The organism is Hydrogenophaga electricum (assembly GCF_030160815.1).
In the GTDB taxonomy this organism is placed as follows: Bacteria; Pseudomonadota; Gammaproteobacteria; order Burkholderiales; family Burkholderiaceae_C; genus Hydrogenophaga; species Hydrogenophaga electricum.
On the sequence record NZ_BSPB01000011.1, the window covers coordinates 62,364 to 89,260 of the forward strand.

Annotated in this window: 22 protein-coding genes and 1 pseudogene; 12 read left to right on the forward strand and 11 right to left on the reverse strand. The window is 68.3% G+C overall.

Annotated elements, in window-relative coordinates; genetic code table 11:
* Nucleotides 1-20 precede the first annotated feature (20 nt).
* Together QQK43_RS09260 and QQK43_RS09265 are read left to right on the forward strand one after the other, a co-directional pair.
* Nucleotides 21-2,078, forward strand: coding sequence for a molybdopterin-containing oxidoreductase family protein (locus QQK43_RS09260; RefSeq protein ID WP_284307531.1), 2,058 nt, complete (start codon nt 21-23; stop codon nt 2,076-2,078).
* Nucleotides 2,075-3,208, forward strand: coding sequence for an aminopeptidase (locus QQK43_RS09265; protein ID WP_370465246.1), 1,134 nt, complete (start codon nt 2,075-2,077; stop codon nt 3,206-3,208). Before QQK43_RS09260 ends, QQK43_RS09265 begins: the two co-directional genes overlap by 4 nt.
* Here the strand turns inward: QQK43_RS09265 and QQK43_RS09270 are convergent, their stop codons facing one another.
* The 3 genes from QQK43_RS09270 to QQK43_RS09280 all read right to left on the reverse strand — a co-directional run bounded on the left by QQK43_RS09270 (nt 3,209) and on the right by QQK43_RS09280 (nt 5,082).
* Nucleotides 3,209-3,463 carry an acyl-CoA-binding protein gene (locus tag QQK43_RS09270; protein WP_234264008.1) on the reverse strand — a complete coding sequence of 85 codons (255 nt, stop codon included), beginning with the start codon at nt 3,461-3,463 and terminating at the stop codon, nt 3,209-3,211.
* Between the two features lie 92 nt (nt 3,464-3,555).
* On the reverse strand, nt 3,556-4,338 hold the full coding sequence (locus QQK43_RS09275) for a type III pantothenate kinase (RefSeq protein ID WP_234264007.1): 783 nt from the start codon (nt 4,336-4,338) through the stop codon (nt 3,556-3,558).
* Between the two features lie 72 nt (nt 4,339-4,410).
* Complete coding sequence (locus QQK43_RS09280) at nt 4,411-5,082, reverse strand: helix-turn-helix transcriptional regulator (RefSeq protein ID WP_234264006.1); 672 nt, start codon at nt 5,080-5,082, stop codon at nt 4,411-4,413.
* Nucleotides 5,083-5,405: 323 nt separating this feature from the next.
* Between QQK43_RS09280 and QQK43_RS09285 the strand changes: the two genes are divergently transcribed.
* Both QQK43_RS09285 and QQK43_RS09290 read left to right on the forward strand, forming a co-directional pair.
* Nucleotides 5,406-6,473: a sensor histidine kinase gene (locus QQK43_RS09285; protein ID WP_284307532.1), complete on the forward strand. Its 1,068-nt coding sequence runs from the start codon at nt 5,406-5,408 to the stop codon at nt 6,471-6,473.
* Nucleotides 6,474-6,499: 26 nt separating this feature from the next.
* A complete protein-coding gene (locus QQK43_RS09290; RefSeq protein WP_234264004.1) occupies nt 6,500-7,486 on the forward strand; it encodes a response regulator in 987 nt (328 codons plus the stop codon).
* A gap of 6 nt (nt 7,487-7,492) precedes the next feature.
* Here QQK43_RS09290 and cqsA read toward each other — a convergent pair whose 3' ends face one another.
* The 4 genes and pseudogenes from cqsA to QQK43_RS09310 form a co-directional block, all read right to left on the reverse strand.
* Nucleotides 7,493-8,728: an alpha-hydroxyketone-type quorum-sensing autoinducer synthase gene (gene cqsA, locus QQK43_RS09295; RefSeq protein WP_284307533.1), complete on the reverse strand. Its 1,236-nt coding sequence runs from the start codon at nt 8,726-8,728 to the stop codon at nt 7,493-7,495.
* 153 nt (nt 8,729-8,881) lie between these two features.
* Complete coding sequence (locus tag QQK43_RS09300) at nt 8,882-9,319, reverse strand: rhodanese-like domain-containing protein (RefSeq protein ID WP_370465248.1); 438 nt, start codon at nt 9,317-9,319, stop codon at nt 8,882-8,884.
* A gap of 174 nt (nt 9,320-9,493) precedes the next feature.
* Nucleotides 9,494-10,087: pseudogene (locus QQK43_RS09305) on the reverse strand (MBL fold metallo-hydrolase); the annotation flags it as partial.
* Nucleotides 10,021-10,266, reverse strand: coding sequence for a metal-sensing transcriptional repressor (locus QQK43_RS09310; RefSeq protein ID WP_234264002.1), 246 nt, complete (start codon nt 10,264-10,266; stop codon nt 10,021-10,023). The gene QQK43_RS09310 and the pseudogene QQK43_RS09305, both read right to left, overlap by 67 nt.
* 256 nt (nt 10,267-10,522) lie before the next feature.
* On the opposite strand from QQK43_RS09310, the gene icmF reads away from it, so the two are divergent.
* The 3 genes from icmF to rocF all read left to right on the forward strand — a co-directional run bounded on the left by icmF (nt 10,523) and on the right by rocF (nt 18,282).
* The gene (gene icmF / locus QQK43_RS09315) at nt 10,523-13,816 is read left to right on the forward strand and encodes a fused isobutyryl-CoA mutase/GTPase IcmF (RefSeq protein ID WP_284307534.1); all 3,294 of its coding nucleotides are present in this window, start codon (nt 10,523-10,525) and stop codon (nt 13,814-13,816) included.
* Nucleotides 13,817-14,022: 206 nt separating this feature from the next.
* Nucleotides 14,023-17,280 carry a PAS domain-containing protein gene (locus QQK43_RS09320; RefSeq protein WP_284307536.1) on the forward strand — a complete coding sequence of 1,086 codons (3,258 nt, stop codon included), beginning with the start codon at nt 14,023-14,025 and terminating at the stop codon, nt 17,278-17,280.
* Nucleotides 17,281-17,361: 81 nt separating this feature from the next.
* Nucleotides 17,362-18,282, forward strand: a complete 921-nt coding sequence (gene rocF / locus QQK43_RS09325) for an arginase (protein WP_234263999.1) — start codon at nt 17,362-17,364, stop codon at nt 18,280-18,282.
* 21 nt (nt 18,283-18,303) lie between these two features.
* Here rocF and QQK43_RS09330 read toward each other — a convergent pair whose 3' ends face one another.
* On the reverse strand, nt 18,304-18,603 hold the full coding sequence (locus QQK43_RS09330; RefSeq protein WP_234263998.1) for an antibiotic biosynthesis monooxygenase family protein: 300 nt from the start codon (nt 18,601-18,603) through the stop codon (nt 18,304-18,306).
* An 80-nt stretch (nt 18,604-18,683) separates the two neighbouring features.
* Nucleotides 18,684-20,321: a GMC family oxidoreductase gene (locus tag QQK43_RS09335; protein ID WP_284307540.1), complete on the reverse strand. Its 1,638-nt coding sequence runs from the start codon at nt 20,319-20,321 to the stop codon at nt 18,684-18,686.
* A gap of 190 nt (nt 20,322-20,511) precedes the next feature.
* Here QQK43_RS09335 and QQK43_RS09340 point away from each other — a divergent pair, with 190 nt between their 5' ends.
* The 3 genes from QQK43_RS09340 to QQK43_RS09350 all read left to right on the forward strand — a co-directional run bounded on the left by QQK43_RS09340 (nt 20,512) and on the right by QQK43_RS09350 (nt 23,596).
* On the forward strand, nt 20,512-21,363 hold the full coding sequence (locus QQK43_RS09340) for a 3-hydroxybutyryl-CoA dehydrogenase (protein WP_284307542.1): 852 nt from the start codon (nt 20,512-20,514) through the stop codon (nt 21,361-21,363).
* Nucleotides 21,364-21,504: 141 nt separating this feature from the next.
* Nucleotides 21,505-22,044, forward strand: a complete 540-nt coding sequence (locus QQK43_RS09345; RefSeq protein WP_234263995.1) for a hemerythrin domain-containing protein — start codon at nt 21,505-21,507, stop codon at nt 22,042-22,044.
* 79 nt (nt 22,045-22,123) lie between these two features.
* Nucleotides 22,124-23,596 carry an FAD-dependent oxidoreductase gene (locus QQK43_RS09350; RefSeq protein WP_284307543.1) on the forward strand — a complete coding sequence of 491 codons (1,473 nt, stop codon included), beginning with the start codon at nt 22,124-22,126 and terminating at the stop codon, nt 23,594-23,596.
* Nucleotides 23,597-23,600: 4 nt separating this feature from the next.
* Here the strand turns inward: QQK43_RS09350 and QQK43_RS09355 are convergent, their stop codons facing one another.
* Entirely contained in the window at nt 23,601-24,890 is a 1,290-nt protein-coding gene (locus QQK43_RS09355; RefSeq protein ID WP_284307544.1) for an MgtC/SapB family protein, read from the reverse strand.
* Between the two features lie 129 nt (nt 24,891-25,019).
* On the opposite strand from QQK43_RS09355, the gene QQK43_RS09360 reads away from it, so the two are divergent.
* Both QQK43_RS09360 and QQK43_RS09365 read left to right on the forward strand, forming a co-directional pair.
* Entirely contained in the window at nt 25,020-25,454 is a 435-nt protein-coding gene (locus QQK43_RS09360; RefSeq protein ID WP_284307545.1) for an acyl-CoA thioesterase, read from the forward strand.
* Nucleotides 25,455-25,557: 103 nt separating this feature from the next.
* Entirely contained in the window at nt 25,558-25,845 is a 288-nt protein-coding gene (locus QQK43_RS09365; protein WP_234263991.1) for a hypothetical protein, read from the forward strand.
* Between the two features lie 91 nt (nt 25,846-25,936).
* Here QQK43_RS09365 and QQK43_RS09370 read toward each other — a convergent pair whose 3' ends face one another.
* Nucleotides 25,937-26,722 carry a type 1 glutamine amidotransferase gene (locus QQK43_RS09370; RefSeq protein WP_284307546.1) on the reverse strand — a complete coding sequence of 262 codons (786 nt, stop codon included), beginning with the start codon at nt 26,720-26,722 and terminating at the stop codon, nt 25,937-25,939.
* Nucleotides 26,723-26,897 lie beyond the last annotated feature (175 nt).

Below are 26,897 nucleotides of genomic sequence, written 5' to 3' on the forward strand. Positions count from 1 at the left end.
ACCTGTTTTCCCGGTGCCCCATGACCCCATCCGCCAACCCGCCCTCCGATGCCGTCCAGGTGCTGGGCGCCTGCCCGCACGACTGTCCAGATACCTGCGCCCTGCTGACCACGGTCGAAGGGGGCGTGGCCCGGCGTGTGCAGGGCAATCCGGCCCACCGGCACACCGACGGCGCCCTGTGCACCAAGGTGTCGCGCTACCCCGAGCGCACGTACCACCCCGAGCGCCTGCTCACACCGCTGCGCCGCAGCGGCCCCAAGGGCAGCGGCCAGTTCGAGCCCGTGAGCTGGGACGAGGCGCTGGACGACATCGCTGCCCGCTTGCGCGCCATTGCCGCCCGCGACCCCCAGGCCATCCTGCCCTACAGCTATGCCGGCACCATGGGGCTGGTGCAGGGCGATGGCATGGCGGCCCGCTTCTTCCACCGCCTGGGGGCGTCGCTGCTGGACCGCACCATCTGCGCGTCGGCGGGAGGTGAAGCCCTGGTGCAGACCCTGGGCGGCAAGGTGGGCATGAAGGTGGAGCATTTCGCCGAATCGAAGCTGATTCTGGTCTGGGGCAGCAATTCCATCGGCTCCAACCTGCATTTCTGGCGGCTGGCCCAGAAGGCCAAGCGCGACGGCGCCCGGTTGGTCTGTATCGACCCGCGCCGCACCGAAACCGCCGACAAGTGCCACGAGCACATCGCCCTGCGGCCAGGCACCGACGCCGCGCTGGCGCTGGCGCTGATGCACGAGCTCATCACCCACGACTGGCTCGATCACGATTACCTAGAACGCCACACCCTGGGTTGGGACGCGCTGCGCGAGCGTGCCCTGCAATGGCCGCCCGAGCGCACCGCCGAAATCTGTGGCGTGCCGGTGGCGCAGATCCGGCAGCTGGCGCACGACTACGGCACCACGAAGCCGGCCGCGATCCGGCTGAACTACGGCATGCAGCGGGTGCGCGGCGGCGGCAACGCGGTGCGCGCCATTGCCTGCCTGCCCGCCCTGGTGGGCGCCTGGCGCCACCGTGCCGGCGGACTGCTGCTGTCGGCCTCGGGGTATTTCCCAGCGCAGCGGGCCGCGCTGCAGCGGCCCGACTTGCTGGCGGGGCGCACGCCGCGCACCATCAACATGAGCACCATCGGAGACGCCCTGCTGAGCGAGGCTTCGACCGGCTTCGGCCCGAAGATCGAGGCGCTGGTGGTCTACAACAGCAATCCGGTGGCGGTGGCACCCGAATCGGCGAAAGTGGTGCAGGGCTTTGCGCGCGAGGACCTGTTCACGGTGGTGCTGGAGCATTTCCAAACCGATACCGCCGATTACGCGGATTACCTGCTGCCCGCCACCACCCAGCTGGAGCACTGGGACATCCACGCCAGCTACGGCCACACCGATGTGCTGCTCAACCGCCCGGCGATTGCCCCCGTGGGCCAGGCGAAGGCCAACAGCGCGGTGTTTCGCGCCCTGGCCGAGCGGCTGGGTTTCGACGAACCCTGTTTCGCCGACAGCGACGAGGCCATGTGCCGGCAGGCCTTTGGCGACGCGGTGAACTTCGACACCTTGCTGTCGCAGGGGTTTGCCACGCTGCCCGTGCCGGATGCGCCCTTCGCCGACGGCGGCTTTCCCACACCCTCCGGCCGTTGCGAGTTCTTCAGCGCACGCCTTGTGGCCCAGGGGCTCGACGGCCTGCCCGACCACCTGCCCAACCACGAGGTCGCGGGCAGCGACCCGCGCCATCCGCTGGCGATGATCTCACCGCCCGCACGGCATTTCCTCAACTCGACTTTCGTGAACGTGCAGAGCCTGCGCAGCGTGGAGGGCGAACCCTTGCTGGAGCTGCATCCCGACGACGCGGCCCCGCGCGGCATCGACAGCGGGCAGATGGTGCGCGTGTTCAACGCCCGGGGCGAATACCGCTGCAAGGCCGACGTGTCGACGCGGGCCCGGCCCGGGGTCGTCAACGGTCTGGGCATCTGGTGGCGCAAGCTCGGGCCCGACGGCACCAACGTCAATCAGCTCACGAGCCAGCGCCTGACCGATCTGGGCCGGGCACCGGTGTTCTACGACTGCCTCGTCGAGGTGGAGCGGGCGTGAGCCTGTGGCACCGTGTCGGGGTGGGGCGGCGCCGGCTGGCCCTGGGGGTGGCGGCAGTCCTGCTCGCCGGGTGTGCCTCGACCGACGCCGGGCTGGGGTATTACTGGCAATCGGTCACCGGCCATTGGCAACTGATGCGCTCGGCCCGCCCGGTGGCCGACTGGCTGGCCGATGAGCACACGCCGCCGGCCTTGCGGCAAAAGCTCGCCACGGCGCGCGACATCCGCCGCTTTGCGGTGACCCAGCTGGCCCTGCCCGACAACCGCAGCTACACCCGCTATGCCGACCTGGGCCGCCGTGCCGCGGTGTTCAACGTGGTCGCCGCCCCGGCGCTGTCGCTCCAGCTCTGGCAATGGTGTTTTCCGGTGGCGGGTTGTGTGGGTTACCGCGGCTACTACGACGAGGCTGCTGCGCAGGCGTTTGCGGCTTCGCTGCCGGCGGACATGGATGTGGCCGTGTACCCGGTGCAGGCCTACTCCACCCTGGGCTGGCTCGACTGGTTCGGTGGCGACCCGCTGCTCAACACCTTCATCGGCTACCCCGACGGCGAACTGGCCCGGCTGGTGTTTCACGAACTGGCGCATCAGGTGGTGTACGTGGCGGGCGACATGGCGTTCAACGAGTCGTTTGCCACGGCGGTCGAGCGCCTGGGGGGTGAGCGCTGGCTGTCCCGGGAGGCCAGCCCGGCCACCCGCGCGGCCTACGAGCAGTTCGACCGCCGCCGCCAGGCGTTCCGTGCGCTCACGCTGCACACGCTCGAGCAACTGGCGGCGGTGTACGCCCACAGCGCCCTGTCCGAGTCCGGCCAGCGTGCGCGCAAGGCCGACGTGATGGCCGAATTCCGCCGCCGTTACGGCGCGCTCAAGGCCGCCTGGGGCGGGTACGCTGGCTACGACGCCTGGGTGGCACAGGCCAACAATGCCCTGTTCGGCGCCCAGGCCGCCTACGACCAATGGGTGCCGGCGTTCGAGGCGCTGTTTGCGCGCGAGGGCAGCGACTTTGCGCGCTTCTATGCCGCGGCCAAGGCGCTGGCGGCCGAACCCGCCGCCCAGCGGCAGGCGGCTTTGCAGGCGCTCATGCCAGCGCTGTCAGCGGAGCAGCCGGATCGCGACGGCGCGGCGCCGCGCTGATCAGCTCAGCGATTCGATCAGGTCGATGTAGCGCTGCATGGCGTCGTCGGCCGACGTGCCCTTGACGCTGTTCCAGGCGTCCCACTTGGCGCGGCCGACCATGTCACCGAAACCGGGCTTCTTTTCGGTGACGTCACCTTGTGTGGCCTGCTTGTAGAGGCCATAGATCTTCAGCAGCGTGGCGTTGTCCGGGCGTTCGGACAATTTCGAGGAGTTGGCGACGGCGGCTTCGAAGCGGGCGGTGAGGTCGGACATAAACGGTTCTCGAAGAAAAAGATCGGCAGCCCAGGATGGGCGGCCACACGGCAAAGGGAATGTTGGGCGGGACTGGGGGGAGCAGCCTGTGCTCACACCGCCATTTTCAGCACCGGCAGGCGTTGCTGGGCAATCTCCAGCAGGCCGTCGAAGATCAGGCTTTCGACCAGTTCGCAAGGAATGGACATGCTGGGGGCCATTTTCCAGCCCGCGCCGCCGGTCATGTAGACCTTGGGTTCTTCGTGGCTGTGCTGACGCAGGTTGTCCACCATGCGCTGCACCGCCCCCGCGATGGCAAACGTGCCGCCGCTGGTCAGGGCGTCGCTGGTGTTGGTGGGAAAGTCGCACACCTCCCCGGTGGGGACGTGCAGGCCGGCCGTGCCGGATTCGAGCGCGCGCAGCATGATGCCGTGGCCCGGCAGGATGATGCCGCCCAGGAAGCGGCCATCAGCGTCGATGGCTTCCACCGTGACCGCCGTGCCCACCATCACCACCACGCAGGGCCGGGCAGGGCCCTGGCCCAGCAGGCGGTGGCGGGCGCCGATCATGGCGACCCAGCGGTCCGAGCCCAGCCGGGCGGGATGGTCGTAGCCGTTGACGAGGCCGGCCTCTTCGTTGCTGGACACCACCCATTGGGGCGTGACGTCCCAGATCTCGAGCTGCTCCTGCACCCGCTGCCGGACGGCGTCGCCCGCCACGACGCAGCCGATCACATGGTCGGGCGGCGACAGGGTGCTCCAGTCACCCTCGGCGAGCTTGTCGATGTTCTCCAGGAACTGCGCGCCGTGGGCCAGCAGGCGCGCGCCGGGTCGGGGGGCTTCGTAGAGCGCCCATTTCAGGCGCGTGTTGCCGACATCCAGGGCCAGAAAAGTCATGCGGGCATTATGACGACGCGGAATCCTGTGCTGTGTTGCGATGCAGCATGAATCCGGATCGTGGTTCAGGGTTCAGATCAGGCCGAGCCAGCAGGCACGCTGGATGGCGGCGAGCTTGCTGTCGGTGCGCAGCTTGGTCATGGCGTTGGCCAGGTGGTAGTTGACCGTGCGTTCCGAGCAGTCCATGCGGGCAGCGGTCTCCCGCGCCGTCAGGCCCTCGAAGGCCAGGAACAGGCTTTCCCGCTCCCGGGGACTCAGGCTCAGTCGCTGCTCGGCGATGGCGCGCTTGAGCAGTGGCCAGATGTTGTAGGCCGACCAGGCCAATGCGGCGGCATCGTTGCGCGAGCCGAACAGCCGCGAACTGAACATGAAGCACTCGAAGGCACGGCCGGCCGGTAGGCAGAACGCCACCCGTACCAGGGTCTGGTAGCCGTGGGCGAGCCACATGCGCCGCCAGCGCCCACCGTGCTCGGAGGCTGCGGCCTTGGATATCTCCTGCCAGACCACCAGCGGGGCATCGCTTTCACGCCAACTGGCCCCGAAGTCGCGGCTTTCGGCCAGGTCGTTGGCGGGTGCATGCATGCGGGGCGGGTGCACCGCGAGCACCTCGCGCTCGTCCTGGCCGCCAAAGGGGTTGGGCCCGAGCACGACCAGCGCTTCCACGCCCTGTTCGTGCAGAGCGCACACCCAGTCGGCGAGGATGGCATCCACCCCCACACTGTCAAAGTTGACAGGGAGTGTCATGGGTGTGTCCTTCGCAATCCGGGGACAATGGGCGACAGACTACCCCGAACCACGCCGGCGCCAGGAGGTAGGTGATCGCAGGAGAACATGTGTCGTTGGACCGTCTTAGGCTGAAAAGCGCCAAAGCGCGGATTCGTCAGTGGCTGATGGATGAAGTCATCCACGCACCGCTGGAGCCGATTTTGCACCCGTCTCCGGCGCGTTTGCGCTGGGCGGGTCTCTCCATTTTGCTCGGACATCTGCTTTTTCACCATGTCTGGACGGTTTATTTCCCACAACCCTACGAAAGTGTGCCGCTGCGGATGGTTGGGGCGAGCCTTGGCGTGCTGTTCTTCTGGCCGGGCCTCTACAAGGACATTGGCTCGCGCACCAGCGCCTGGGTGTTCTCGCTGGTGTGCTGGATCACCCTGCCGGCGATGTTCTTCTGGATGTACTGGATGAACGGGGGCAACGGGGTCTGGCTGGCCAGTGTGAGCGCGATGGTGCTGATCTATTACCACCTCACCGACTGGCGCCTGGCCTCTCTGGGCATCGTGGTGGCCCTGGCTGTCAGCGCCTGGCTGGCCTGGCTGGTGGCCCCGGTGGAGACCACATTTGCCCGCATCCCGCCCGAGAGTGTCTGGGTCATCGGTTTTTCGCTCGGGACGGCGCTTTTGTTGGGGCTGTCCAGCGCCAATCTGCGGCGCACGCGGCTGTTGAACACCCTCAGCACCATGGGTGTGATGGCGCACGAGCTGCGCACACCGCTGGCCACGGTGCACCTGATGGGCGACGTGTTGCGCAATCTTGCCCAGCACGACGTGCCGGAGGGAAAACGCAAGAAGCTGGAAGAACTCAGCATGCGGCTGCACAACCTCGTGCGCAGCATGAACCGGCAGATCGATACCCAGATCGCCAATGCGCAATTGCAGCGCCTGCCTGGCGAAAAGGCCGCCATCGGCGCGGGCGATCTGGTGCACGACGTGATCCAGCAATATCCCTACCGCACAACCAAGGAACGCGACTGTGTGCAGGTGCAGGTGCAAAATGACTTCGTTTTCGAGGGGTCCCGTGCGTTGCTGTCCCAGGTGCTGAGCAATCTCGTCAAAAACGCCCTGCATTCGCTCGCTTCTTCGGGGCGCGCGCCGCAACCGGGCGATCTGCGTCTGGACGTGGGGATTCACCGAGGCATGGGGCGCATCGCCGTCTCCGACGAAGGGGTGGGCATTCCGCACGAAAAGCAGCAGCGCATCTTCGAACCCTTTTACTCCACCCAGTCCGGCGTCGGCAGTGGTCTGGGACTGACTTTCTGCAAAAACGTCGTGGAGGCGGCGGGCGGCAAACTCAGCGTGCATTCGGAGCCTGGCTTCGGCGCTGTGTTCATGATCGACGTGCCTCTCGACAGCCGTTGACCGGGTACCGCAAGCCCTTATCAGCCATGGCCCTCACGATACCCCTGATCCAGCGACCGGGCAGCATCCTGTTCCTGGACGATGATCCCGATTACCTTGACATGCTGGGCATGGTCATGCCTCCCCAGTGGCAGATCGGCCTGTACGCACGTCCCACGGCGTTCTGCGAACGCATGCGCGACGAGCCCTCGCTCTGGGAGGCGGACGCTGCCCGGCAGACCCAGATCATCGAACGCTGGCGGCAAGGGCGACCCCTGCTGCCGCAGATGCTGGATTACTGGGCGCTCAATCCGGGGCGCTACCAGTTGGCCCAGGTCTGCGTGGTGGACTACGCCATGCCCGGCACCAATGGGCTGGCGGTGCTCAACACCCTGCTGGACTGGCCGGGCGCCCGGGTTCTGCTGACCGGGCAGGCCGATGAGCAGGTGGCGATCCAGGCCTTCAACAGCGGGCTGATCGACCGCTTCATCCCCAAGCAGTCCGACGACATCACCCGCCGTCTGCTGGAGACGCTCGAAAAACTGGCCCATGCGCCCCATCCCCGGCTCAACACGCTGTGGCGGGGCGTGTTGCAGCCGCTCCAGCATTCGCTGTTGCAGATCCCTTCGGTGGCCCGCCAGTTGCAGGACCACGCGCGCAAACGCTGGGTGGAATACGTGGTGCTGGGCCAGCCCTTCGGCGTGTTGGGCGTGGATGCCGAGGGGCGCTGCGAATGGCTGCAGCTCGAACTCGCCTCGCAACTGGGCGATCTGGCCGAGCTGGCCAGCTCGGCCGGCGCCGGGCTGGACGTGGTCCGCGCGATTCGCAACGCGCGCCTGCTGGCCGCCGTGGAGATGCAGCAGCAGTTGCAGCTGGGCGGCGCCATCCGCACGGCCGAGGCGATTGCCGTCGGGGACGACGGTCTGCTGCTCGCGGCGGTTTTTCCCCTGTCGCCGGCCGACATGCCCCAGCCCATTCCCGCTTACCGCCAGGTGCTGGAGGCGCAGAGCGACCGCCAGATTCTGGACGTCTGAACCCGCTCAGGCGCGGGTGCGCAGGCGGCGCGCGATGGGCCACTCCCAGGGTTTGACGATGTGGGCGATCTCGCGCGCCACCGCGAAGAAGTGCTCCAGTTCGGCCTCGGTCAGCGCGGCGTGCAGCGTCAGGCGCACCATGGTGCGGTTCTTGGCCGTTGCCGGCGCGCAGAAGACCGCACCGAAGACTGCCCGCGACTCCAGGTGGTCGCGCAGCACCATGGTGTCGGGCTCCGAGCCGGCTTCCAGCGCAATGATCTGCTCGGTGCCTTGCTGGATCGGGTAACCCATGTCGGTCAGTTCGGTGCGCACTCGACGGGTCAGCTCGGCCAGGCGTGCCCGGGCCTCGTCGGCGTCGCGGATGACATCGAGCGTGGCGTTGAGGGCTGCCACTTCGTGGGGCAGCAGGCAGGAGCTGAAAATGTTGTTGTTGCTGGTGCTGAGCACGTAGTTGCGCAGCTTGCTGGGCATGTTGAAGAAGCCTGCGCGGCCGGCGAAGGCCTTGGCCAGGCTGGCGGTGATGAAGTGCACCCGGTGGCTGATGCCCAACTGCTGGCACAGTCCGGCGCCTTGCGGGCCGTGGGTGCCCAGGGAATGGGATTCGTCGACCAGGATCATGCTGCCCGCGGCTTCGGCGATGTCGACCATTTCCAACAGCGGTGCCACCGCGCCCGTGGTGCTGTAGACGGAGTCGACGACCACCAGGCCCGGGCCGTGGCGTTCCATGGTCTTGCGCAGGCTGTCCGCGTCATTGTGCCGGAACGGGTGGATCGGCGCCCCGGCCTGTCGGGCACCCTCCCAGAGTGACATGTGGGCCAGCATGTCGATGTAGACCGGCGTCTGGGCGTCGGTGATGCATTGCAGCAGCCCCACGTTGGCGGCGTAGCCGGACTGGCAAAGGATGCCGTCGTCCTTGCCGATCCACTGGGCGAGGCGCTTTTCGAGTGCGCGTACCGGGTGCGTTTCGAGCAGGAAGGAGCCCGACTGGATGACGAATTCGGCGTCTTGCCGGATGGCTGCGGTCTGGGCCTCGATGATGCGGGGATCGCCGGTGATCGCCAGGTAGTCGTTGCCGTTCAGCCGAACGGCATCGGGGCCGGGGTCGCGGCCGTGCACGAGGGAACGCCCGCCCCAGGTGCCGTTCCAGCGCTGGATGAAGTCACGTTCGATGCGGTTGCAAAGGTGGGCGCTGAGCGCGGGATTGGCAGGGGTGTTGACGCGCGTGACCTCGAGCATTTCCATGGGGTTCTCCTGAAGGGAAAGAAAACCCCATTGAAAAAAGAAATGCGTGAAAAATCACACACACCCTGTCAGATCTGACAGGGGTGCTCACGCTTTTTACTCAAGTTTGCTGTTGGCTTTCCGATAAGCGGAGCGCTGATCGGGGCGGGCGGGTCAGTTCTGTCGCCAGGGCAGGCCGTGAAACCGCCAGCCTCCCCGGCGTCCGCGATGGGCATCGGCGTCGGGATCGCCCTCGAAGCCTTCCAGGATGTTGTAGGCCTCCAGGCCCAGTTCGGTGGCGCGCTTGGCCGCAGCGACCGAGCGCACGCCGCTGCGGCACAGCAGCACCAGCTTGCGGTCGCTGGCGGCGGCGCGCACGGCCTGGTCGAAATCCGGGTTGGGGGCCATGCCGGGCCATTGTTTCCAGGCCACGGGGAGCGCGCCGGGCACAAAGCCCACCCATTCGCGCTCGGCATCGGTGCGCACATCGACCATGACGGCATCGCCGGCCTGCACCCATTGCCAGGCAAGCTGGGGTGACACATCCCCCGCATACCCACCCAGCCCGGGGCGGGGTTGCAGCAGCAGCGCCCCGTCCGCGTCGTGCCGCAGGCCAGATGTGAGGTTGGCAGGCACCGCTTCGTCGATGCGGCGGGGTTTGGGCAGGTTCAGCGCCTCCATGAGTGCCACGAATTCGGCTTCGCTTTTGCCGGCGATGCGGGCGTTGGTGGTCTTTTCCTGGCCGATCGACGAGTGCGTGCGTCCCTGGTAATCGTGGCCGGGCCACACCGTGGTCTCGTCGGGCAAGGCAAACAGCACCTGGGTCAGGCTGCGGTACAGGTCGCTGGCGTTGCCCGACTGGAAGTCGGTGCGGCCGCAACCGTTGATCAGCAGCGTGTCGCCGGTGAACACGTGGTCGCGCCACCGGTAGCTCATGCTGCCGGCGGTGTGGCCGGGGGTGTGCAGGGCGACCAGGGTTTCGCCACCGAACTGCAGGGTGTCGCCATCCTGCAGTTGCACGGCGGCGGTGCCGATGCCGCAGCCGACCGGTGCTGCGGTGCGCGCTCCGGCCAGTTCGGCCAGTTTGCCGGCGCTGGTGATGTGGTCGGCGTGGGCGTGGGTTTCCAGCGTCCACCGCAGCTTGAGGCCGTATTCGCGCAAGGTGGCCAGATCGCGTTCGATCTGCTCGTCCACCGGGTCGATGATGACCGCGTCTCGCGAAGCCCGGTCGAACAGCACATAGGTGTAGGTGCTGGAGGCGGGGTCGAACAGCTGGATGGGCAGATGGGCCATGGTGCGTTTCGCCAGGCGGATCAGGAGAAGCGCGAGAGCATTTCGGCCACATCGTCGGCCGGCAGGTCGCCCTGGGCGATGACGCATCCGACCATGCTGAAGAACGTCTTGTCCAGGGCCTTGCGGGCCGCTGCGAGCTGCTGGGCCACCTTTTCGCACTCGGCTTCGGTTTCGATCAGCTTCTGGATGCCGCGCAACTGACCCTCCACACGCTTGAGGCGAAGAATGAGGGCTTTCTTGCGGTCGGGGTCGTGAACAGTGGTCATGGGATGGGGTGCCAGAGGTGGCAGGGTGGCGTGGATGCGCCGGGGCCAGCAGGGAGTCGGCGCCGGGTAGGCGCCTGTGTCGCCAAATTCTAGGGGGCCGGGCAAGGCCGCAGTGACAGGGAGGATACCGGGTTGTGCTCCATGGCGCTGCGGGGCGGCATGGGGTAATATTTCAAATTGACGTTTACGTAAACGTCAATCAGGCGTCAGCCCTATCGCGTTGAATGACGTCGACGATCCACCCGAGAGAGACACCATGACCGACCTGTCCGCCGACTTCAAGGCCCTGGCCAACTACCGTCCCACGAACAAGGTGCGATTCGTCACCGCCGCCAGCCTGTTCGACGGCCACGACGCCGCCATCAACATCATGCGACGCATCCTGCAGGGCATGGGCGCCGAGGTGATCCACCTGGGCCACAACCGCTCGGTGGACGACGTGGTGACGGCCGCGCTGCAGGAAGACGTGCAGGGCATCGCCATCAGCTCCTACCAGGGCGGCCACGTCGAGTACTTCAAGTACATGGTGGACCTGCTGCGCCAGCGCGGCGGTGAACACATCCAGGTCTTCGGCGGCGGCGGCGGCGTGATCGTGCCGGCCGAAATCCGCGAACTGCACGCCTACGGCGTGGGCCGCATCTACAGCCCCGAAGACGGCCAGAAGATGGGCCTGCAGGGGATGATCGGCGAAATGGTGATGCGCTGCGACCGCGACATCAGCGCCTTCGCGCCGAAAGCGCTGGGCGCCATCCAGGGCCACGGCGAAATGCAGTGGCGCGCACTGGCGCAACTGATCACGGCACTGGAGAACGGTCAGGCCGACCGGGCACTGGTCGAGGCCATACGCGCGGCCGCCGCAGGCACGTCGACGCCGGTGCTGGGTATCACCGGCACCGGCGGCGCGGGCAAGTCCAGCCTGACCGACGAACTGGTGCGCCGACTGCGGCTTGACCAGGACGATGCCTTGCGCGTGGCGGTCATCAGCATCGACCCTTCGCGGCGCAAGAGCGGTGGCGCCCTGCTGGGTGACCGCATCCGCATGAACGCGATCGGACCGTGGCAGCAGGGGCAGCGCGTCTACATGCGCAGCCTGGCCACGCGCGACACCAGCAGCGAGATCAGCGCCGCCCTGCCCGACGTGGTGGCGGCCTGCAAGGTGGCGGGCTTCGACCTGATCATCGTCGAGACCTCGGGCATCGGCCAGGGCGATGCGGCCATCGTGCCGCACGTGGACATCCCGATGTACGTGATGACACCCGAATTCGGCGCCGCCAGCCAGCTCGAAAAGATCGACATGCTGGACTTTGCCGAGTTCGTCGCCATCAACAAGTTCGACCGCAAGGGCGCGGCCGACGCGCTGCGCGACGTGGCCAAGCAGGTGCAGCGCAACCGCGAGGCCTTCACGGTCATGCCCGACCAGATGCCGGTCTTTGGCACCATGGCGGCGCGCTTCAACGACGACGGCGTGACCGCGCTCTACCAGGCACTCAAGGCGCGGCTGAGCGACAAAGGCCTGAAGCTCGCCGAGGGCCGCCTGCCGCTGGTGAGCGTGCGCCACAGCACCAACCAGACGCCCATCGTGCCGCCCGCCCGCACCCGCTACCTGGCCGAGATTTCGGACACCGTGCGCGGCTACAAGCAGAAGGCGCTGGGGCAGGCCCGCCTGGCACGCGAAGTGCAGCAATTGCAGGCTAGCGCCCGCATGCTGCACGAGGCCAACCCCGACAAGCAGAACGCGCGCAACGCCGTGCTCGGACTGGCCAGCGAGCGCGAAGCGCGGCAGGACCCTGCGGCGCGCAAGCTGCTGGCCCAGTGGCCCGACATGCAGAAGGCCTACGCGGGCGACGAGTACGTGGTGAAAATCCGCGACAAGGAAATCCGCACTGCGCTGACCACCAAGAGCCTGTCCGGCACCACCATCCGCAAGGTCGCGCTGCCGCCCTACGAGGACCACGGCGAAATCCTGAAATGGCTGATGCTGGACAACGTGCCGGGCAGCTTCCCCTACACCTCGGGCACCTTCGCCTTCAAACGCGAGGGCGAGGACCCGACCCGCATGTTCGCCGGCGAAGGCGACCCGTTCCGCACCAACCGCCGCTTCAAGCTGGTGAGCGAAGGCATGCCGGCCAAGCGCCTGTCCACCGCCTTCGACTCGGTCACGCTCTACGGCAACGACCCCGACCTGCGTCCGGACATCTACGGAAAGATCGGCAACAGCGGTGTGAACGTGGCGACGCTGGACGACATGAAGGTGCTGTACAGCGGCTTCGACCTGTGCAACCCGACCACCTCGGTGTCCATGACCATCAACGGCCCGGCGCCGTCCATCCTGGCGATGTTCATGAACACCGCCATCGACCAGAACCTGGAGAAGTTCAAGACCGAGAACGGCCGCGAACCGACCGACACCGAGGCCGCCAAGATCAAGGAATGGGTGTTGGCCAATGTGCGCGGCACGGTGCAGGCCGACATCCTGAAAGAAGACCAGGGCCAGAACACCTGCATCTTCAGCACCGAGTTCTCACTCAAGGTGATGGGCGACATCGCCGAGTACTTCGTGCACCACGACGTGCGCAACTTCTACTCGGTCTCGATCTCGGGTTACCACATCGCCGAAGCCGGCGCCAACCCGATCAGCCAGCTCGCCTTCACGCTGTCCAACGGCTTCACGTTCGTGGAGGCGTATCTGGCGCGCGGCATGCACATCGATGATTTCGCGCCCAATCTGAGCTTCTTCTTCAGCAACGGCATGGACCCGGAATACACGGTGCTCGGCCGCGTGGCGCGCCGCATCTGGGCGGTGGCGATGAAGGAGAAGTACGGCGCCAACGAGCGCAGCCAGAAGCTCAAGTACCACATCCAGACCAGCGGCCGCAGCCTGCACGCGCAGGAAATCCAGTTCAACGACATCCGCACCACGCTGCAGGCCCTGATCGCCATCTACGACAACTGCAACTCGCTGCACACCAACGCCTTCGACGAGGCCATCACCACCCCGACCGAGGACAGCGTGCGCCGCGCCATGGCCATCCAGCTGATCATCAACCGCGAGTGGGGCCTGGCCAAGAACGAGAATCCCAGCCAGGGCGCCTTCATCATCGACGAGCTGACCGAGCTGGTGGAAGAGGCGGTGCTGGCCGAGTTCGAGAAGATCGCCGAGCGCGGCGGCGTGCTGGGTGCCATGGAGACGGGCTACCAGCGCAGCAAGATCCAGGAAGAGAGCATGCACTACGAGATGCTCAAGCACACCGGCGAGTACCCGATCATCGGCGTCAACACCTTCCGCAACCCCAAGGGCGACCCGGTGCCCGAGTCCATCGAGCTGGCGCGTTCGACCGAAGACGAGAAGCAGTCGCAGCTGGCGCGGCTGGCCGACTTCCATGCCCGCCACGCGGCGGCGGCGCCGGTTCAGCTTGCCCGCTTGAAGCAGGCGGTGATCGAGAACCGCAACGTGTTCGAGGTGCTGATGGATGCGGTGCGCTGCTGCAGCCTGGGGCAGATCACCGGGGCCTTGTTCGAGGTGGGCGGCCAGTACCGGCGCAGCATGTAAGGCAGAGGGCCCCGCCGGGGCCGGATAGTGCGGCGCGGAGGTACTCAGGGGAGCACCGAGGCGGCTCGCCGCTGCTAGACTGGTGCCACGCCATTCCGCGAGCCGTCGGTCCATCCGCCCCAGCCTTGATGCCCTCGAAACCAGAACACCGCGAAGAAAGCGGGCGGGCGCCTGTATCGGCGTTTCCGGCGGCCGGCGGGGATGCGGTGTCTCCGCTTGGACGGCGCTGGCTGCTCACCCTGGCGGGCTGCGCCATGGGCCTTCTGGTGGCGCTCTCGGCGGGCCTGCTGTGGGTGCAGCGCGGAGCAGCGCTGGACCGTGCCCGTGCCCAGGCCCATCGCGAGGTGCTGCGGCTGGCGGCCGAACTGGAGCAGTCGTTGAGGCTGGCGCAGGCCAGCATTGCCGCATCCGGCCGCGAGGTGGGGCCGGATGCGGAGGCCTTGCAGCGCCTGCACCGTCCCCTGGTGGATTCGCTCAGCCTGCCCTTTACCTGGCGCCGTTTGCCAGAGGGCGATGGGCTGGAGGCCGGTTGGCCCGCAGGCGTGTGGCAGCCCGGGCTGGCCCGGGAAGAGGCCGGGCATTGGGTGCTGCCCCTGCGCTGGCGCGACGCATCGGCGCAGCAGGACGGCACGGCGGTGTACGAGGTCGCCTTGTCGCGCGAAGCGTTGCTGGCGCGTTTTGCCTCGGAAGGGTTGCCTGCCGGGGGCAGCATGAGCCTGTTCCGGCTGGAGGACGACGGGGCCACCACGGTACTGGTCCGCCACCCGCTGGTGGCGGCAGAGCAGGGACGCCGGTTGATGGGGCATGTGGCCGATGCGGTCCGGCAGCAGGACTCCGGCGTGTTCGACGCCCAGGCGCAGATCGACGGCGTGCGCCGCATCGTCGGCTACCAGCGCCTGAACGGCGGTGCCCGGCGGCTGGTGGTGGTGTACGCCCTGCCCACACAGGGGGTGCTGGCACCGTGGAACAGTGTGCTGCCGTTGGCCGTCGCGCTGACGCTGCTGGTGGCGGCGGCTGTGGCTTATGGCGCCTGGCGTCTGGACCGGTCGCTGCAGGCGCTGCGTCGCAGCGAACTGCGCTTTCGGTTGGCGGCGTCGCAGGGCCAAGTCTGGGAATGGGATTTTGGCGAAGGCAACATCCAGCCCAGTCACGAGTTTTTTCAGTACCTGGGGTACCCCGCGCCGCCAGCCAGCCAGATGGCACAGACCTTCATGGGTCTGCTGCACCCGGAGGATGGTCCGCGCCTGCGGGAGGTGCTGTTGCGGTTTTTCAACGGTGAGCGGCACTACCGTGCCGAATTCCGGGCCCGGGACGCGCAGGGCCGTTACCGCTGGTTCGACATCCAGGGCAGCGGGCAGACCGGTGCGGATGGCCGGGTCCATTACATGGCGGGCACCATCTTTGAGGTCACCGACCGCAAGGAACTCGAAGAGGCCCAGCGCCAGACGCTCAAGCACCTGGACACGGTGGCGAACGCGGCTTCCGCCCTGTTCTGGACCACCGATGCGCACGCGCAGCCCGAGTGGGTCAACCGGGCCTGGCTGGCGTTCACCGGGCGCGAGTTGGAGGTGGAGTGCCACACGCCCTGGCTGGATGACCTGCATCCACTCGACCGAGAACGTTGTTCCGTCATTTTCGACACCGCTTTTGCGGCCCGTGAGCCCTACAGCATGGAATACCGCCTGCTGCGCCACGATGGCCAGTACCGCTGGGTGCTGGAGCAGGGGCAGCCGCGCAGCGACGCCGACAACCGCTTCATCGGGTACGTGGGCTCGTGCCTCGACGTGACCGAACTTCGCCAGGCTGAAGACACGGCGCGCGAGCGTGGCGACATTCTGGAACGGGTGTTCGGCGTGTTGCAGGACCTGCTTTTTCTTGTAGACGAGTCGGAGACCTTTGTCTTCTTCCAGGGCGGAGCCACCCACCTGCTGCACCGGCAACCCGAGGCCTTTCTGGGCCGCACCATGGCCGATGTCATGCCGGCCGATCTGGTCCAGATGATGCGCACGGCCATGCAGCGCGCGCGCCAGCACGGTACCCAGGAGGTGCAGTACCGCCTCGATGTGCCAGGCGGTTCGCGGCACTTCAGTGCCCGGCTGGCCTGGTTGCCCGGGGCGCGCCAGTGCCTGTTCCTGGTGCGGGACATCACCGAGCAGCAGGCCAGTCACCAGGCCAAGGAGCGCCTCAACGACTTCGTGTTCCTGCTGTTCCGGCTGTCCAGCCGCTTCATCAACCTGCCGCTGTCCCAGATGGACGAGGCCATCGATGCGGCCCTGGGTGACATGGGGAGCTTCGTGCGGGCCGACCGTGCCTACCTGTTCGCTTTTGATGCACAGACCGAAACCGTGACGAACACCCACGAGTGGTGCGCACCGGGTGTCGAGTCCCGGAAGGCGCGCCAGCAGCACCTGCCGATCCAGCAGTTTCCCGCGGAATACTGCGGCCATTGCCATGGTGAAAAGCTGCGGGTGCCCGATGTGCAGGCCCTGTCCCCGGGGCCTCTGCGCGACATGCTGGCCGGGCAGGGGGTGCGCAGCCTCGTGACCTTGCCGCTCATGCAGGGCGAGCTGTGCCTGGGCTTCGTGGGGCTGGAGTCGCTGGACGAGGTGCATGACCACGGCAGCGAGGAGATCACCTTGCTGGAGCTGTTTGCCCAGATGATCGTGAACATGCAGCTGCGGGTGCGGGCGGCCGAGCAGATGCGCCTGATGACCGACCAGCTCGAACAGAAAGTCGAGGAGCGGACGCGGCAGCTCAACGACAGCGTGCGGCGCCTGCAGGCCGTCAATCGCGAGCTGGAGTCCTTCAACTATTCCGCCTCGCACGATCTGCGCACCCCGTTGCGTGGCATCGAGGGGTTCAGCTCGCTGCTGCTGGAAGAGCATGCCGCGCAGCTCGACGAACAGGGCCGCGAATACCTGCGCCGCATCCAGCGGGCCACGCTGCACATGTCCCAACTGGTCAGCGACCTGCTGGCGTACTCGCGCCTGCAGCAGATGACCGAACATGTCGGCCCGATTGGCGTGGCGGCGAGCGTGCAGGCGGTGCTGCAGCCCTTCCAGGACGAAATCGCGGCGCGCGAGGGCCAGGTCACCGTGGACGTTCCCGAGGACCTGGCCGTGCGGGCCGATCCGCAGGGGCTCGCCATTGTCCTGCGCAACCTGATCGACAACGCCCTGAAGTTCACACCGGCCGACGAGGCGCCTCGCATCCGCATCGCGGCCCGCTTCGAGGGAGCGAGGGCGTTGCTGACGGTGGCCGACCAGGGCGTGGGCTTCGACATGAAGTACCACGACCGTATCTTCGGCATGTTCCAGCGCCTGCACCGCCAGGACCAGATCCCCGGCACCGGCATCGGCCTGGCGCTGGTGCACAAGGCGGTGGAGCGCATGGAAGGCCAGATCCGCGCCGAGAGCGCGCCCGGGCAGGGCGCGCGGTTCGAGATCGATCTGCCGGCGGCCTGAGCGCCGCGCAAGCGGCAGGCGGTATGGTTCGTCGCTACCATCGGTGGCGCGCCGTTTCAACCGTTCCCCGGAGGTTTTGCCATGACCACCACCGCCATCAGCCTGCTGGGCGTGCCCACCGACATCGGCGCTGGTGCACGTGGTGCCTCCATGGGGCCCGAAGCGTTGCGGGTGGCGGGCCTGCAGGCGGTGCTGGAGAGCCATGGTCTGGCCGTCGAGGACCGGGGCAACCTGCAGGGGCCGGGCAACCCCTGGCAGCCACCTGTGGCGGGCTACCGGCACCTGCCCGAGGTGTTGGCCTGGAACACCGCGCTGCACGACGCGGTGCTGGCCGAACTGCGGCGCGAGCGCCTGCCCATCGTGCTGGGGGGCGACCACTGCCTGGGACTGGGGTCGATCAGCGCCGTGGCGCGCCATTGCCGCGAAACCGGGCGCACGCTGCGCGTGCTCTGGCTCGATGCGCATGCCGACTTCAACACCGCCGAACTCACCCCCAGCGGCAACATCCACGGCATGCCCGTGGCCTGCCTGTGTGGCTACGGCCCGCCGACGCTGACGGGGCTGGGCGGGCACACCCCCGCCATCACACCCGATGCCGTGCGGCAGATCGGTATCCGCAGCGTGGACCCGGGGGAAAAACGCCTGGTGCACGAAGCCGGCCTGGAGGTGTTCGACATGCGTTACATCGACGAGATGGGCATGCGCCACACCCTGGAGCAGGCGCTCAAGGGGGTGGACGATCACACCCACCTGCACGTGAGCTTTGACGTCGATTTCCTCGACCCCGAGATCGCGCCGGGCGTGGGCACGACCGTACCGGGTGGCCCGACCTACCGCGAAGCGCAGCTGTGCATGGAAATGATCGCCGACACCGGGCGCCTGGCGTCGCTCGATGTGATGGAGCTCAACCCGGCGCTTGACGTGCGCAACCGCACCGCGATGCTGGCGGTCGATCTCATCGAAAGTCTGTTCGGCAAATCGACGCTGATGCGCAAGAAGTGAGGCTCGCGCTGGCGAGCAGGCTCAGCCTTCGCCGACGAGCTCCAGGTGTTCCACCACCGGGGGTTGGGCAAAAAACGGGCCGACGATGGCCCGCCACTGGGTGAAGGCTTCGGACTGGCGGAAGCCCACGGTGTGGTCTTCCAGCGTGGCCCAGCGGATGGTCAGCAGGTAGCGGCCGGGGCTTTCGATGCTGCGGCGGACCTGATAGCCCTGGAACCCCCGGGCCTGGGCGATCACGGTGCTGGCGCCGCGCACGATGGCGGCTTCGAATTCGGTGGCGCGGGCCGGGTCGATGCGGATGTCGGCGTGTTCAAGAATCATGGGTGGGCTGGTGGGTCGAGGGGCCCCGCAGAACCGGCGTGACCGGGCCGCTGCGGTGGCCGACTGGGGTGGATGCGCCGTCAGGCGTGGCGCGGGGAGGACGATTCCCGGATCATATCCACGGCCTTTTCGGCCATCATGATCACAGGGGCATTGGTGTTGCCACCGACGATGGTCGGTATGGCCGAGGCATCGATCACGCGCAGGCCGTCGACGCCATGCACGCGCAGGCGGGCATCGGTGACCGCGCCCGACGCCGGGTCGGGCCCCATGCGGCAGGTGCCGACCGGGTGGTAGATGGTGTCGGCGTGGCGGCGGATGAACTGTTCGATCTGGGCGTCGCTCTGGGCATCGCGCGAGACGGCCGATTCGCGGCAGCCCCGGCTGGCCAGCGCGGGTTGCGACAGCAGGTGGCGCATCAGTTTGAAGCCGCGCACCAGCCGGGCCAGATCGTCCGGGTCCTGCAGGAAGGCCGGATCGATCAGGGGCGCGGCCTGCGGATCGGTGTGGGCCAGCCGCAGCGTGCCCCGGCTGCGCGGCCGCAGCAGGCACACATGGCAGGAATAGCCGTGGCCGAAGGCGGTCTGGCGGCCGTGGTCTACCAGCTTGCCGACCACGAAGTGCAGTTGCAGGTCGGGCACGGCCTCGTCGGACTGGCTGCGCAGGAAGGCGCCGGCCTCGGCGAAGTTGGTGGTGAGCAGGCCCGTTCGCTGGCGCCGCCATTCCCACGCGCCCTGCAGCATGCGGCCGACACCCCGGAGGCTGAGGCCGAAGAGGTCGGTGGCGCCGGGGGCATCGGCCACCAGCACCACGTCGGGGTGGTCGTGCAGGTGGGCGCCCACGCCGGGCAGGTCGTGCAGCACCGGAATGCCCAGGGCCTGCAGGTGCTCGCCAGGCCCGATGCCCGACAGCATCAGCACCTGCGGCGAGCCGAAGGCGCCGGCGCTGAGCAGCACCTCGCCGCCGGGCTTCAGGGCCAGCACCTGTTCGGCCCCGCGCCCACCCTGCGGCCGCCAGGCCACGCCGGTCGCGCGCGGGCGCCCCGCTGCCGGGTCGAACACGATGCGGGTGACCAGGGCTTCGGTGAACACCTGGAGGTTGGGGCGGTCACGGTGCGGCGTGAGATAGGCCTTGGCGGCGCTGAAGCGTTCACCGTTCTTGTGCGTCACCTGGTAGAGGCCCACCCCCTCTTGCTCGGCGCCGTTGAAGTCGGCATTGGCGGGGTGGCCGGCCTGCACGCCCGCCTGGACGAAAGCGCGGGCGAACGGGTTGGGGCTTTGCAGGTCGGCCACGTTGAGCGGGCCGCCCTGGCCGTGCCAGGCGTCGGCGCCGCGCTCGTTGTGTTCGGCACGCCGGAAATAGGGCAGCACCTCGGCCCACGACCAGCCCGGGTTGCCGGCGGCGGCCCAGCGGTCGTAGTCGGTCGGATGGCCCCGCGTGTAGATCATGGCGTTGACCGAACTGGAGCCGCCGAGCACCTTGCCCCGGGGCTGGTAGCCACGGCGACCGCCCAGACCCGGCTGCGGCGTGGTGGCGTAGCGCCAGTTGAGCTGCTGCTGGTGCGCCATGGCGGCCAGGCCCGCAGGGCAGTGGATGAGCACACTGCGGTCGGCAGGACCGGCCTCGACCAGGGCCACACGCACGGCCGGGTCTTCACTGAGCCGGCCCGCCAGCACGCAGCCGGCCGATCCACCGCCGATGATGATGTGGTCGTACATGGAAAGGGAAGATTTTGGAGGCCGGCTCCGCCGAGGCGACAGCCTGGCGGCCTGCCCGGGCCTGGCTGCGCGACAATGCGCGGTGACGGTAGCACAGGGCCGCGATTCCCGCCACCGGGCTTGCGTGTGCCGCCCCTGTGCGACCGGGACCGACCCGTTTTCAGTGCACCTATTTTCCGGAGAACCCTTCATGAGCAGCATCCAGACCGTCGGCATCATCGGCGCCGGCACCATGGGCAACGGCATTGCGCAGGCCTGCGCGGTCAGTGGCATCCGCGTCGTCATGGTCGACGTGGCGCAGACGGCGGTCGACAAGGGCCTGGCCACGGTGGCCGGCAGCCTGGACCGCCTGATCAAGAAAGAGAAACTGACCGCCGAGGGCAAGGCCGCCGCGCTGGCGCTCATCAAAGGTTCGACCAGCTACGACGACCTCAAGGGGGCACAGCTCGTCATCGAGGCCGCGACCGAGAACGAAGGCCTGAAGGTCAAGATCCTGCAACAGCTCGACGGCATCCTGGCGCCCGAGGTGATCGTCGCCACCAACACCAGCTCGATCAGCATCACCAAGCTCGCGGCGGCCACGAAGCGCGCCGACAAGTTCATTGGCATGCACTTCTTCAACCCGGTGCCCATGATGGCGCTGGTGGAGATCATCCGTGGCCTGCAGACCAGCGACGCCACGCACGACGCCGTCAAGGCCCTGGCCGAAGTCCTGGGCAAGACGCCGATCACGGTGAAGAACGCGCCCGGCTTCGTCGTCAACCGCATCCTGGTGCCCATGATCAACGAAGCCTTCTTCGTGCTGGCCGAAGGCATCGCCACGCCGGAAGACATCGACGCCGGCATGAAGCTCGGCACCAACCAGCCGATCGGTCCGCTGGCGCTGGCCGACATGATCGGGCTGGACGTGTGCCTGGCCGTGATGAACGTCTACATGGCCGAGTTCAACGACAGCAAGTACCGCCCGGCCCCGCTGCTCAAGGAAATGGTGGCCGCCGGCTGGCTGGGCCGCAAGACCGGTCGCGGGGTCTACACCTACTGAGCCTGCCGCCGCCGCCCGGGCGCTGCCCGGCCGTCGTTCATCGGCCCGCCCTTTCGGCGGGCCTTTTTCTTGCGACAGATCAAGGGGCCCTGGCGGCGCTTTTCCACAATGGGCTCATTTGTCACCGAGCAGGAGCCCATCATGAGTGCCGTCCCCGTATCGATCGCCGTTTTTGAGTTTCTTGACGACACCCACCGGGAAATCCAGGCCCAGATCCGCGTGCTCGCCGGGCTGGTGGATGCCATCGAGACCGAGGGCCTGAACCAGGCCAACCGCCGCACCGCGCGGGTTGTGCTCGACTATTTCAATGGCGAGGCGCGCCAGCACCACCTGGACGAAGAAAAGCACATCTTTCCCCCGCTGCTCGGCAGCCAGGACGCGGACGTGGTGCAGGCCACCGAACACCTGATCCAGGACCACGGCTGGCTGGAAGAAAACTGGCTGCAGATCGCGCCTTCGATTGAGGCCGCCATGAACGGCAACCTCTGGTTCGACCCGGCCGAGCTGCGCCACGCGCTCGACGTGTTCGAGGCGCTCTATCTGGACCACATCCTGCTGGAAGAGTCTCTGGCCTACCCCGAGGCGCGCAAACGCCTGGCCGCGCTGGACACCGCCGGCATGGGGCGCGAGATGGCGCGCCGCCGCACCCTTCAGCAGGACGAGGTGCGCCGCGCCGCCTGATGCCCCTGCGCGGGCACTGGCGCGCCCACACCCGTAAGATGCAGATTCCTGCATGCGGGGGAGTCCCCCGGGGTATGTCATGAGCGCATTCGACTTCGACCTTTTTGTGATCGGTGGTGGCAGCGGTGGCGTGCGCGCCGCCCGCATGGCCGCCCAGCGCGGTGCCCGTGTGGCGCTGGCCGAAATGTTGGGCCCCGACGGCCTGGGTGGCACCTGTGTCAACGTGGGCTGCATTCCCAAGAAGCTCTACAGCTATGCCGCGCACTACGCCGCCGCGTTCGAGGAATCGCACGGCTACGGCTGGGAGTTCCCAGCCCCGTTTCCCGCTGCGCAGGGTGTGCTGCCCGGCGCTGTTGCCGGTGGCCCGGCGGATCAGCGCGTCAAACCGGTGCTCGACTGGGCCCGCCTCAAGGCCAACCGCGCCCACGAGATCGCGCGCCTGAACGGCGTGTACGACAACCTGTTGCGGGGTTCCGGCGTGACGGTGCTCAACGGTTTTGCCCGCATCGAAGGGCCGAACACCGTGGGCCTGGCCACGCTGAACGCCGACGGCTCGCCCGGGCACCAGACCTTCACGGCGGCGCATCTGCTCATCGCCACGGGCGGCACACCGCACGTGCCGCATTTCACCGGGCGCGAGTTCGTCATCACCTCGGACGCGGTGTTCGATCTGGAGCCCTTTCCCCGCCGGCTGCTGATCGTCGGCGGTGGCTACATCGCCTGCGAGTTCGCCTCCATCTTCAACGGCCTGGGGGCGGCGGTGACGCAGCTCTACCGCGGCGAGCAGGTGCTGCGCGGCTTCGACGACGAAATCCGCCACTTCGCGGCGGCCGAGATGGTCAAGTCGGGCATCGACCTGCGCCTGAACGCCGACGTGGTGTGCGTGCACCAGACCGACGAAGGCCTGCGGGTCGATCTCGAAGGCGGCAGCCAGGTGCTGGCCGATGCGGTGCTGTACGCCACGGGCCGGGTGCCCAATGTGCAGGGCCTGGGCCTGGACACCGTGGGCGTGGCCCTGGGGGCCAAGGGCGAGGTGCGGGTGGACGAGCACTACCGCACCAACGTGCCTTCCATCTACGCGGTGGGCGACGTCACGGGACGGGTGCAGCTCACCCCGGTGGCACTGGGCGAGGCCATGGTCGTGGTGGACGCCTTGTTCGGCCCCGCCGCCGGCAAGGTGCAGCGCAGCATGGGCTACGACTTCATCCCTACGGCCGTTTTCACGCACCCGAACATCGGCACCGTGGGCCTGACCGAGGCGCAGGCGCGCGAGCGGCATGGCGACATCACGGTGTTCCGCAGCGAATTCAAGGCCTTGCGGCACACGCTGTCGGGCAGCAGCGAGCGCACGCTGATGAAGCTCATCGTCGACACCGCCAGCGACCGCGTGGTCGGCTTGCACATGGTGGGGGCCGAGGCGGGCGAGATCGTGCAAGGGTTTGCCGTGGCGCTCAAGGCGGGGGCGACCAAGGCGGTGTTCGACGCCACCATCGGCATCCACCCCACCGCCGCCGAAGAGTTCGTGACGATGCGCGAACTGGTGCGGCGCTGAAGCCTCAGCCGGCCAGCCAGCCCAGGCCGGCCACCACCAGCAGCGTGTGCAGCCACAGGCCGGGCGCGAGCCAGGCCAGGTAGCGCCAGCCACCCACCAGCCCCGCGGTCAGGCTCTTGCTGGCCGCGTGCACCAGCAGCGCCGCCATGACGGCCCAGACCACGGCCTGCCCGCTGTCCGGCGTGGCCGCTGCGAAGGCGGCCGCCAGGGCCGAATGCAGGTCGGCCAGCGCCGCCACCAGCACGCCCGTGAACAGACCTGCATCGCCCAGCCACTGGCGCAGCAGGTGCACCAGCACCTGCACACCGGCGAGCAGGGCGGCCACGGCCGCTGCGCCCGCCAGGCTGAACAGGTGGTCGCCCTGGGCCGCGGCCAGGCCCTCGACATGGGGCGAGGCGATCGGAGCTTCTTCCACATGGTGAGGGGCGCCGCCGCGCAGCAGCAGGGTGCCCCAGGCGGCCGCCAGCAGCGCCCCGGCCAGTGCCGGCAGCCAAGTCACTGACAGCCAGGCGGGCTGCACCGCCGAGGCCACCAGCAGCATCTGCAATTGCGTCGACACACAGGACAGCAGCCCGCCGCCGGCCATGAGGCGGGCCTGCCCGGGGTCGTTGCGTGCGGTCAGGCCCAGCGTGGCGATGGTGGCGGTGCTGGACACAAACCCCGAGGCCAGCGCCGAGAGTCCCACCGCCTGGCGGGCGCCGAGCAGCCGGTTGGCGATGTGCGCCACCGATTGCACCGCCAGCAGCAGCACCAGCAGCTGCATCACCACGCGGGGGTTGAAGCTGCCGCCCCAGAGGGCGTGGTCCGGCACCAGCGGCAGGGCCATCAGCACCAGGGCGGCAAGCAGGATGCCGTCGCGCAGTTCACCCGGCCGCAGCCACTGCACGGCCCAGTGGTGCAGGCGCGCCCGCGCCGCGAGCAGGCCGGTCATGGTCACCGCCAGGGCGGCGGCCAGCGGCGCGCTCCAGGTGGCGAGCATGCCCGTCAGGTAGGTCAGCAGCAGCGCGATTTCGGTGGTCACGCCCGGGTCGCCGGAGCGGTCGCGCTGGTAGGCCAGCAGCCCGAGGCCAGCCACGAAGGCGGCTCCCACGGCCATGATGCCCGGCTGCCGGGTGAGCGCTGCCGCGGCGCCCATCAGCCCCGCGAGCGCGAAGGTGCGCATGCCGGCAAACGCCCGGTCCGGCCCGCTGCCCTTGCGCCGCTCGCGCTCCACGCCCACCAGCAGGCCGGCGCCGAGCGCCACGGCCAGGGCGGTGGCGGTGCTGGCGGTGGCGGTGGTGTCGAATGCGGGCATGGGCGTGGATCTCCTGCGCGGGACTTTAGCGCCAGCGCCCGCAGCGGGGCGCAAGTCGTCGCACAATAGCCGCCTGTCTGTCCACCGATGCGTCGCCGGCCCTCGCGCGCGGCGCCTGTTGCCCCACCCATGTCCGCCGAAACGCCCTCCCGCCCGCACACCAGCCTGCCCGAAGGGCGCGAACTGGTGCTCAAAGTCATACCCATGCCTGCCGATTGCAACGCCAACGGCGACATCTTCGGTGGCTGGGTCATGGCGCAGGTGGACCTGGCGGGCTCCGTGCTGCCCGCGCGGTACGTCAATGGCCGCATGGCCACGGTGGCTGTCAACCAGTTCATCTTCAAGCAGCCCGTGCGGGTGGGCGACATCCTGAGCTTCTACGCGCACATCACCCGCCTGGGCAACACCTCCATCACGGTGCAGGTCGAGGTCTTTGCCGAGCGCTTCCGGGCCCAGGGCCAGTACGTCAAGGTGACCGAAGCCAGCCTGACCTACGTGGCCATCGACGACAGTGGCCGGCCCCGGCCGATTCCCCGGGGCGAAGGCATGGTCCTGCCGGACTGACACCCGGGTGCCTGCCCACCCCGGGCTGGCCCGCTTGGCGCAAACGGGGCGATTTCCTATCATGGTGTCCACGGGCCCAGGCTGGCCCGGGAGGTGTGCGGCCATGCGTGTCATCGACGACCTGCCCCCGGTGAAACGGGGTTTCTGGCACCACGCCGGCGTCTCGCCGTGCGCGGTGGAGATCGTGTGCCACCACACGCTGCTCGGCTCCGACGACAGCGACGACCCGCCCGAACTCGCGTTGGACCGGCAGGTGGAGTGTTACTACGTGCGCTACCACACGCCAGAGCCGGTGCCGCCCTGGTTCAACGGGGGCGTGGCGCTGTCGCTGCGCGAAGCGGTGTTTCTGGCCGAACGCCGCCTGGGGCCGGTGGTGTGCTGGGTGGATTAAGGGGCAGGGCCGCCACGCGCCATCGCTGCGCGGGTCGCCGATGCGCAAACCCCGTCATTTCCGCGCGGGCGGGCATTCGCTGGGCATTCTTTCAGGGGGGCAGCCCCTGGCTGGGCGCCCGATGGCCTGGCCAGCGCGCGCGCCAGGCGCTGTAGATGTGGTCGGCCAGGGCTTCGCTGCCGGTCTGGTGCTGCCGGGTGGCGGCGCGCATGGTGTCCGGGTCCTGCACGCTGTCGGGGTGCCGGGCCATGGCCTGGGGGTAGACCGTGCCGGGATGGCCCAGCCAGGCGTCGATCTTGGCGGGGGTGATCTCGATGTGGAACTGCATCGCCAGGTGCGGCCCGATGGCGAACGCCTGGTGCGGGCAGGCCGGTGACGCGGCGATCAGCTCCGCCTGTGGCGGCAGCTGCACGAAGCTGTCGGAGTGCCACTGGTAGACCGTGGCGGTCGGCCCGTCGCCCAGCCAGCGCCGGGCGGCCTCGCTGCGGCCCACCTGCACGGGCAGCCAGCCGATTTCCGGTTGCGGCAGCGTCTGGACCCGCCCGCCCAGTGCGCGTGCCATGAGCTGCCCGCCCAGGCAATGCCCGATCACCGGGATGCCCAGAGCGTCGGCCTCGCGGATCAGGGCTTCGGCCTGCCGCAGCGATGGGCGCTCGTCGTTGGCGCTCCACTCGCCGCCCAGCACGGCCAACGCCCGGTAGCGCGCGACCGAGGCCGGATAGGGCTCGCCCGCCTCGGCGCAGCGCAGGTCCCAGCGCACCCCTTGCCGGTCCAGCCACTCGCCCAGGTAGGCGGGGGTGTCTTCGCGGGTGTGCTGCAGCACCAGCACTTCGGCGGCTGGGGCGTCATCGGGGAAAGGCAGGTCGGCGGCGGTCATCCGCCCCATGATAGGAAGTTTCGTCGCTCCGCATGGGGCCAAAGGTGGCTGGACAGACCGGCACACGGGGGCGGACCATCGGCCGTTCCTGCGCCGGCAGGAACCCGGGGTTTCGGCCTCGGCGTCGCCCGGCCTGGATGCCTGCCTGCGCGGGCATGACGGCACGCAATGCGGA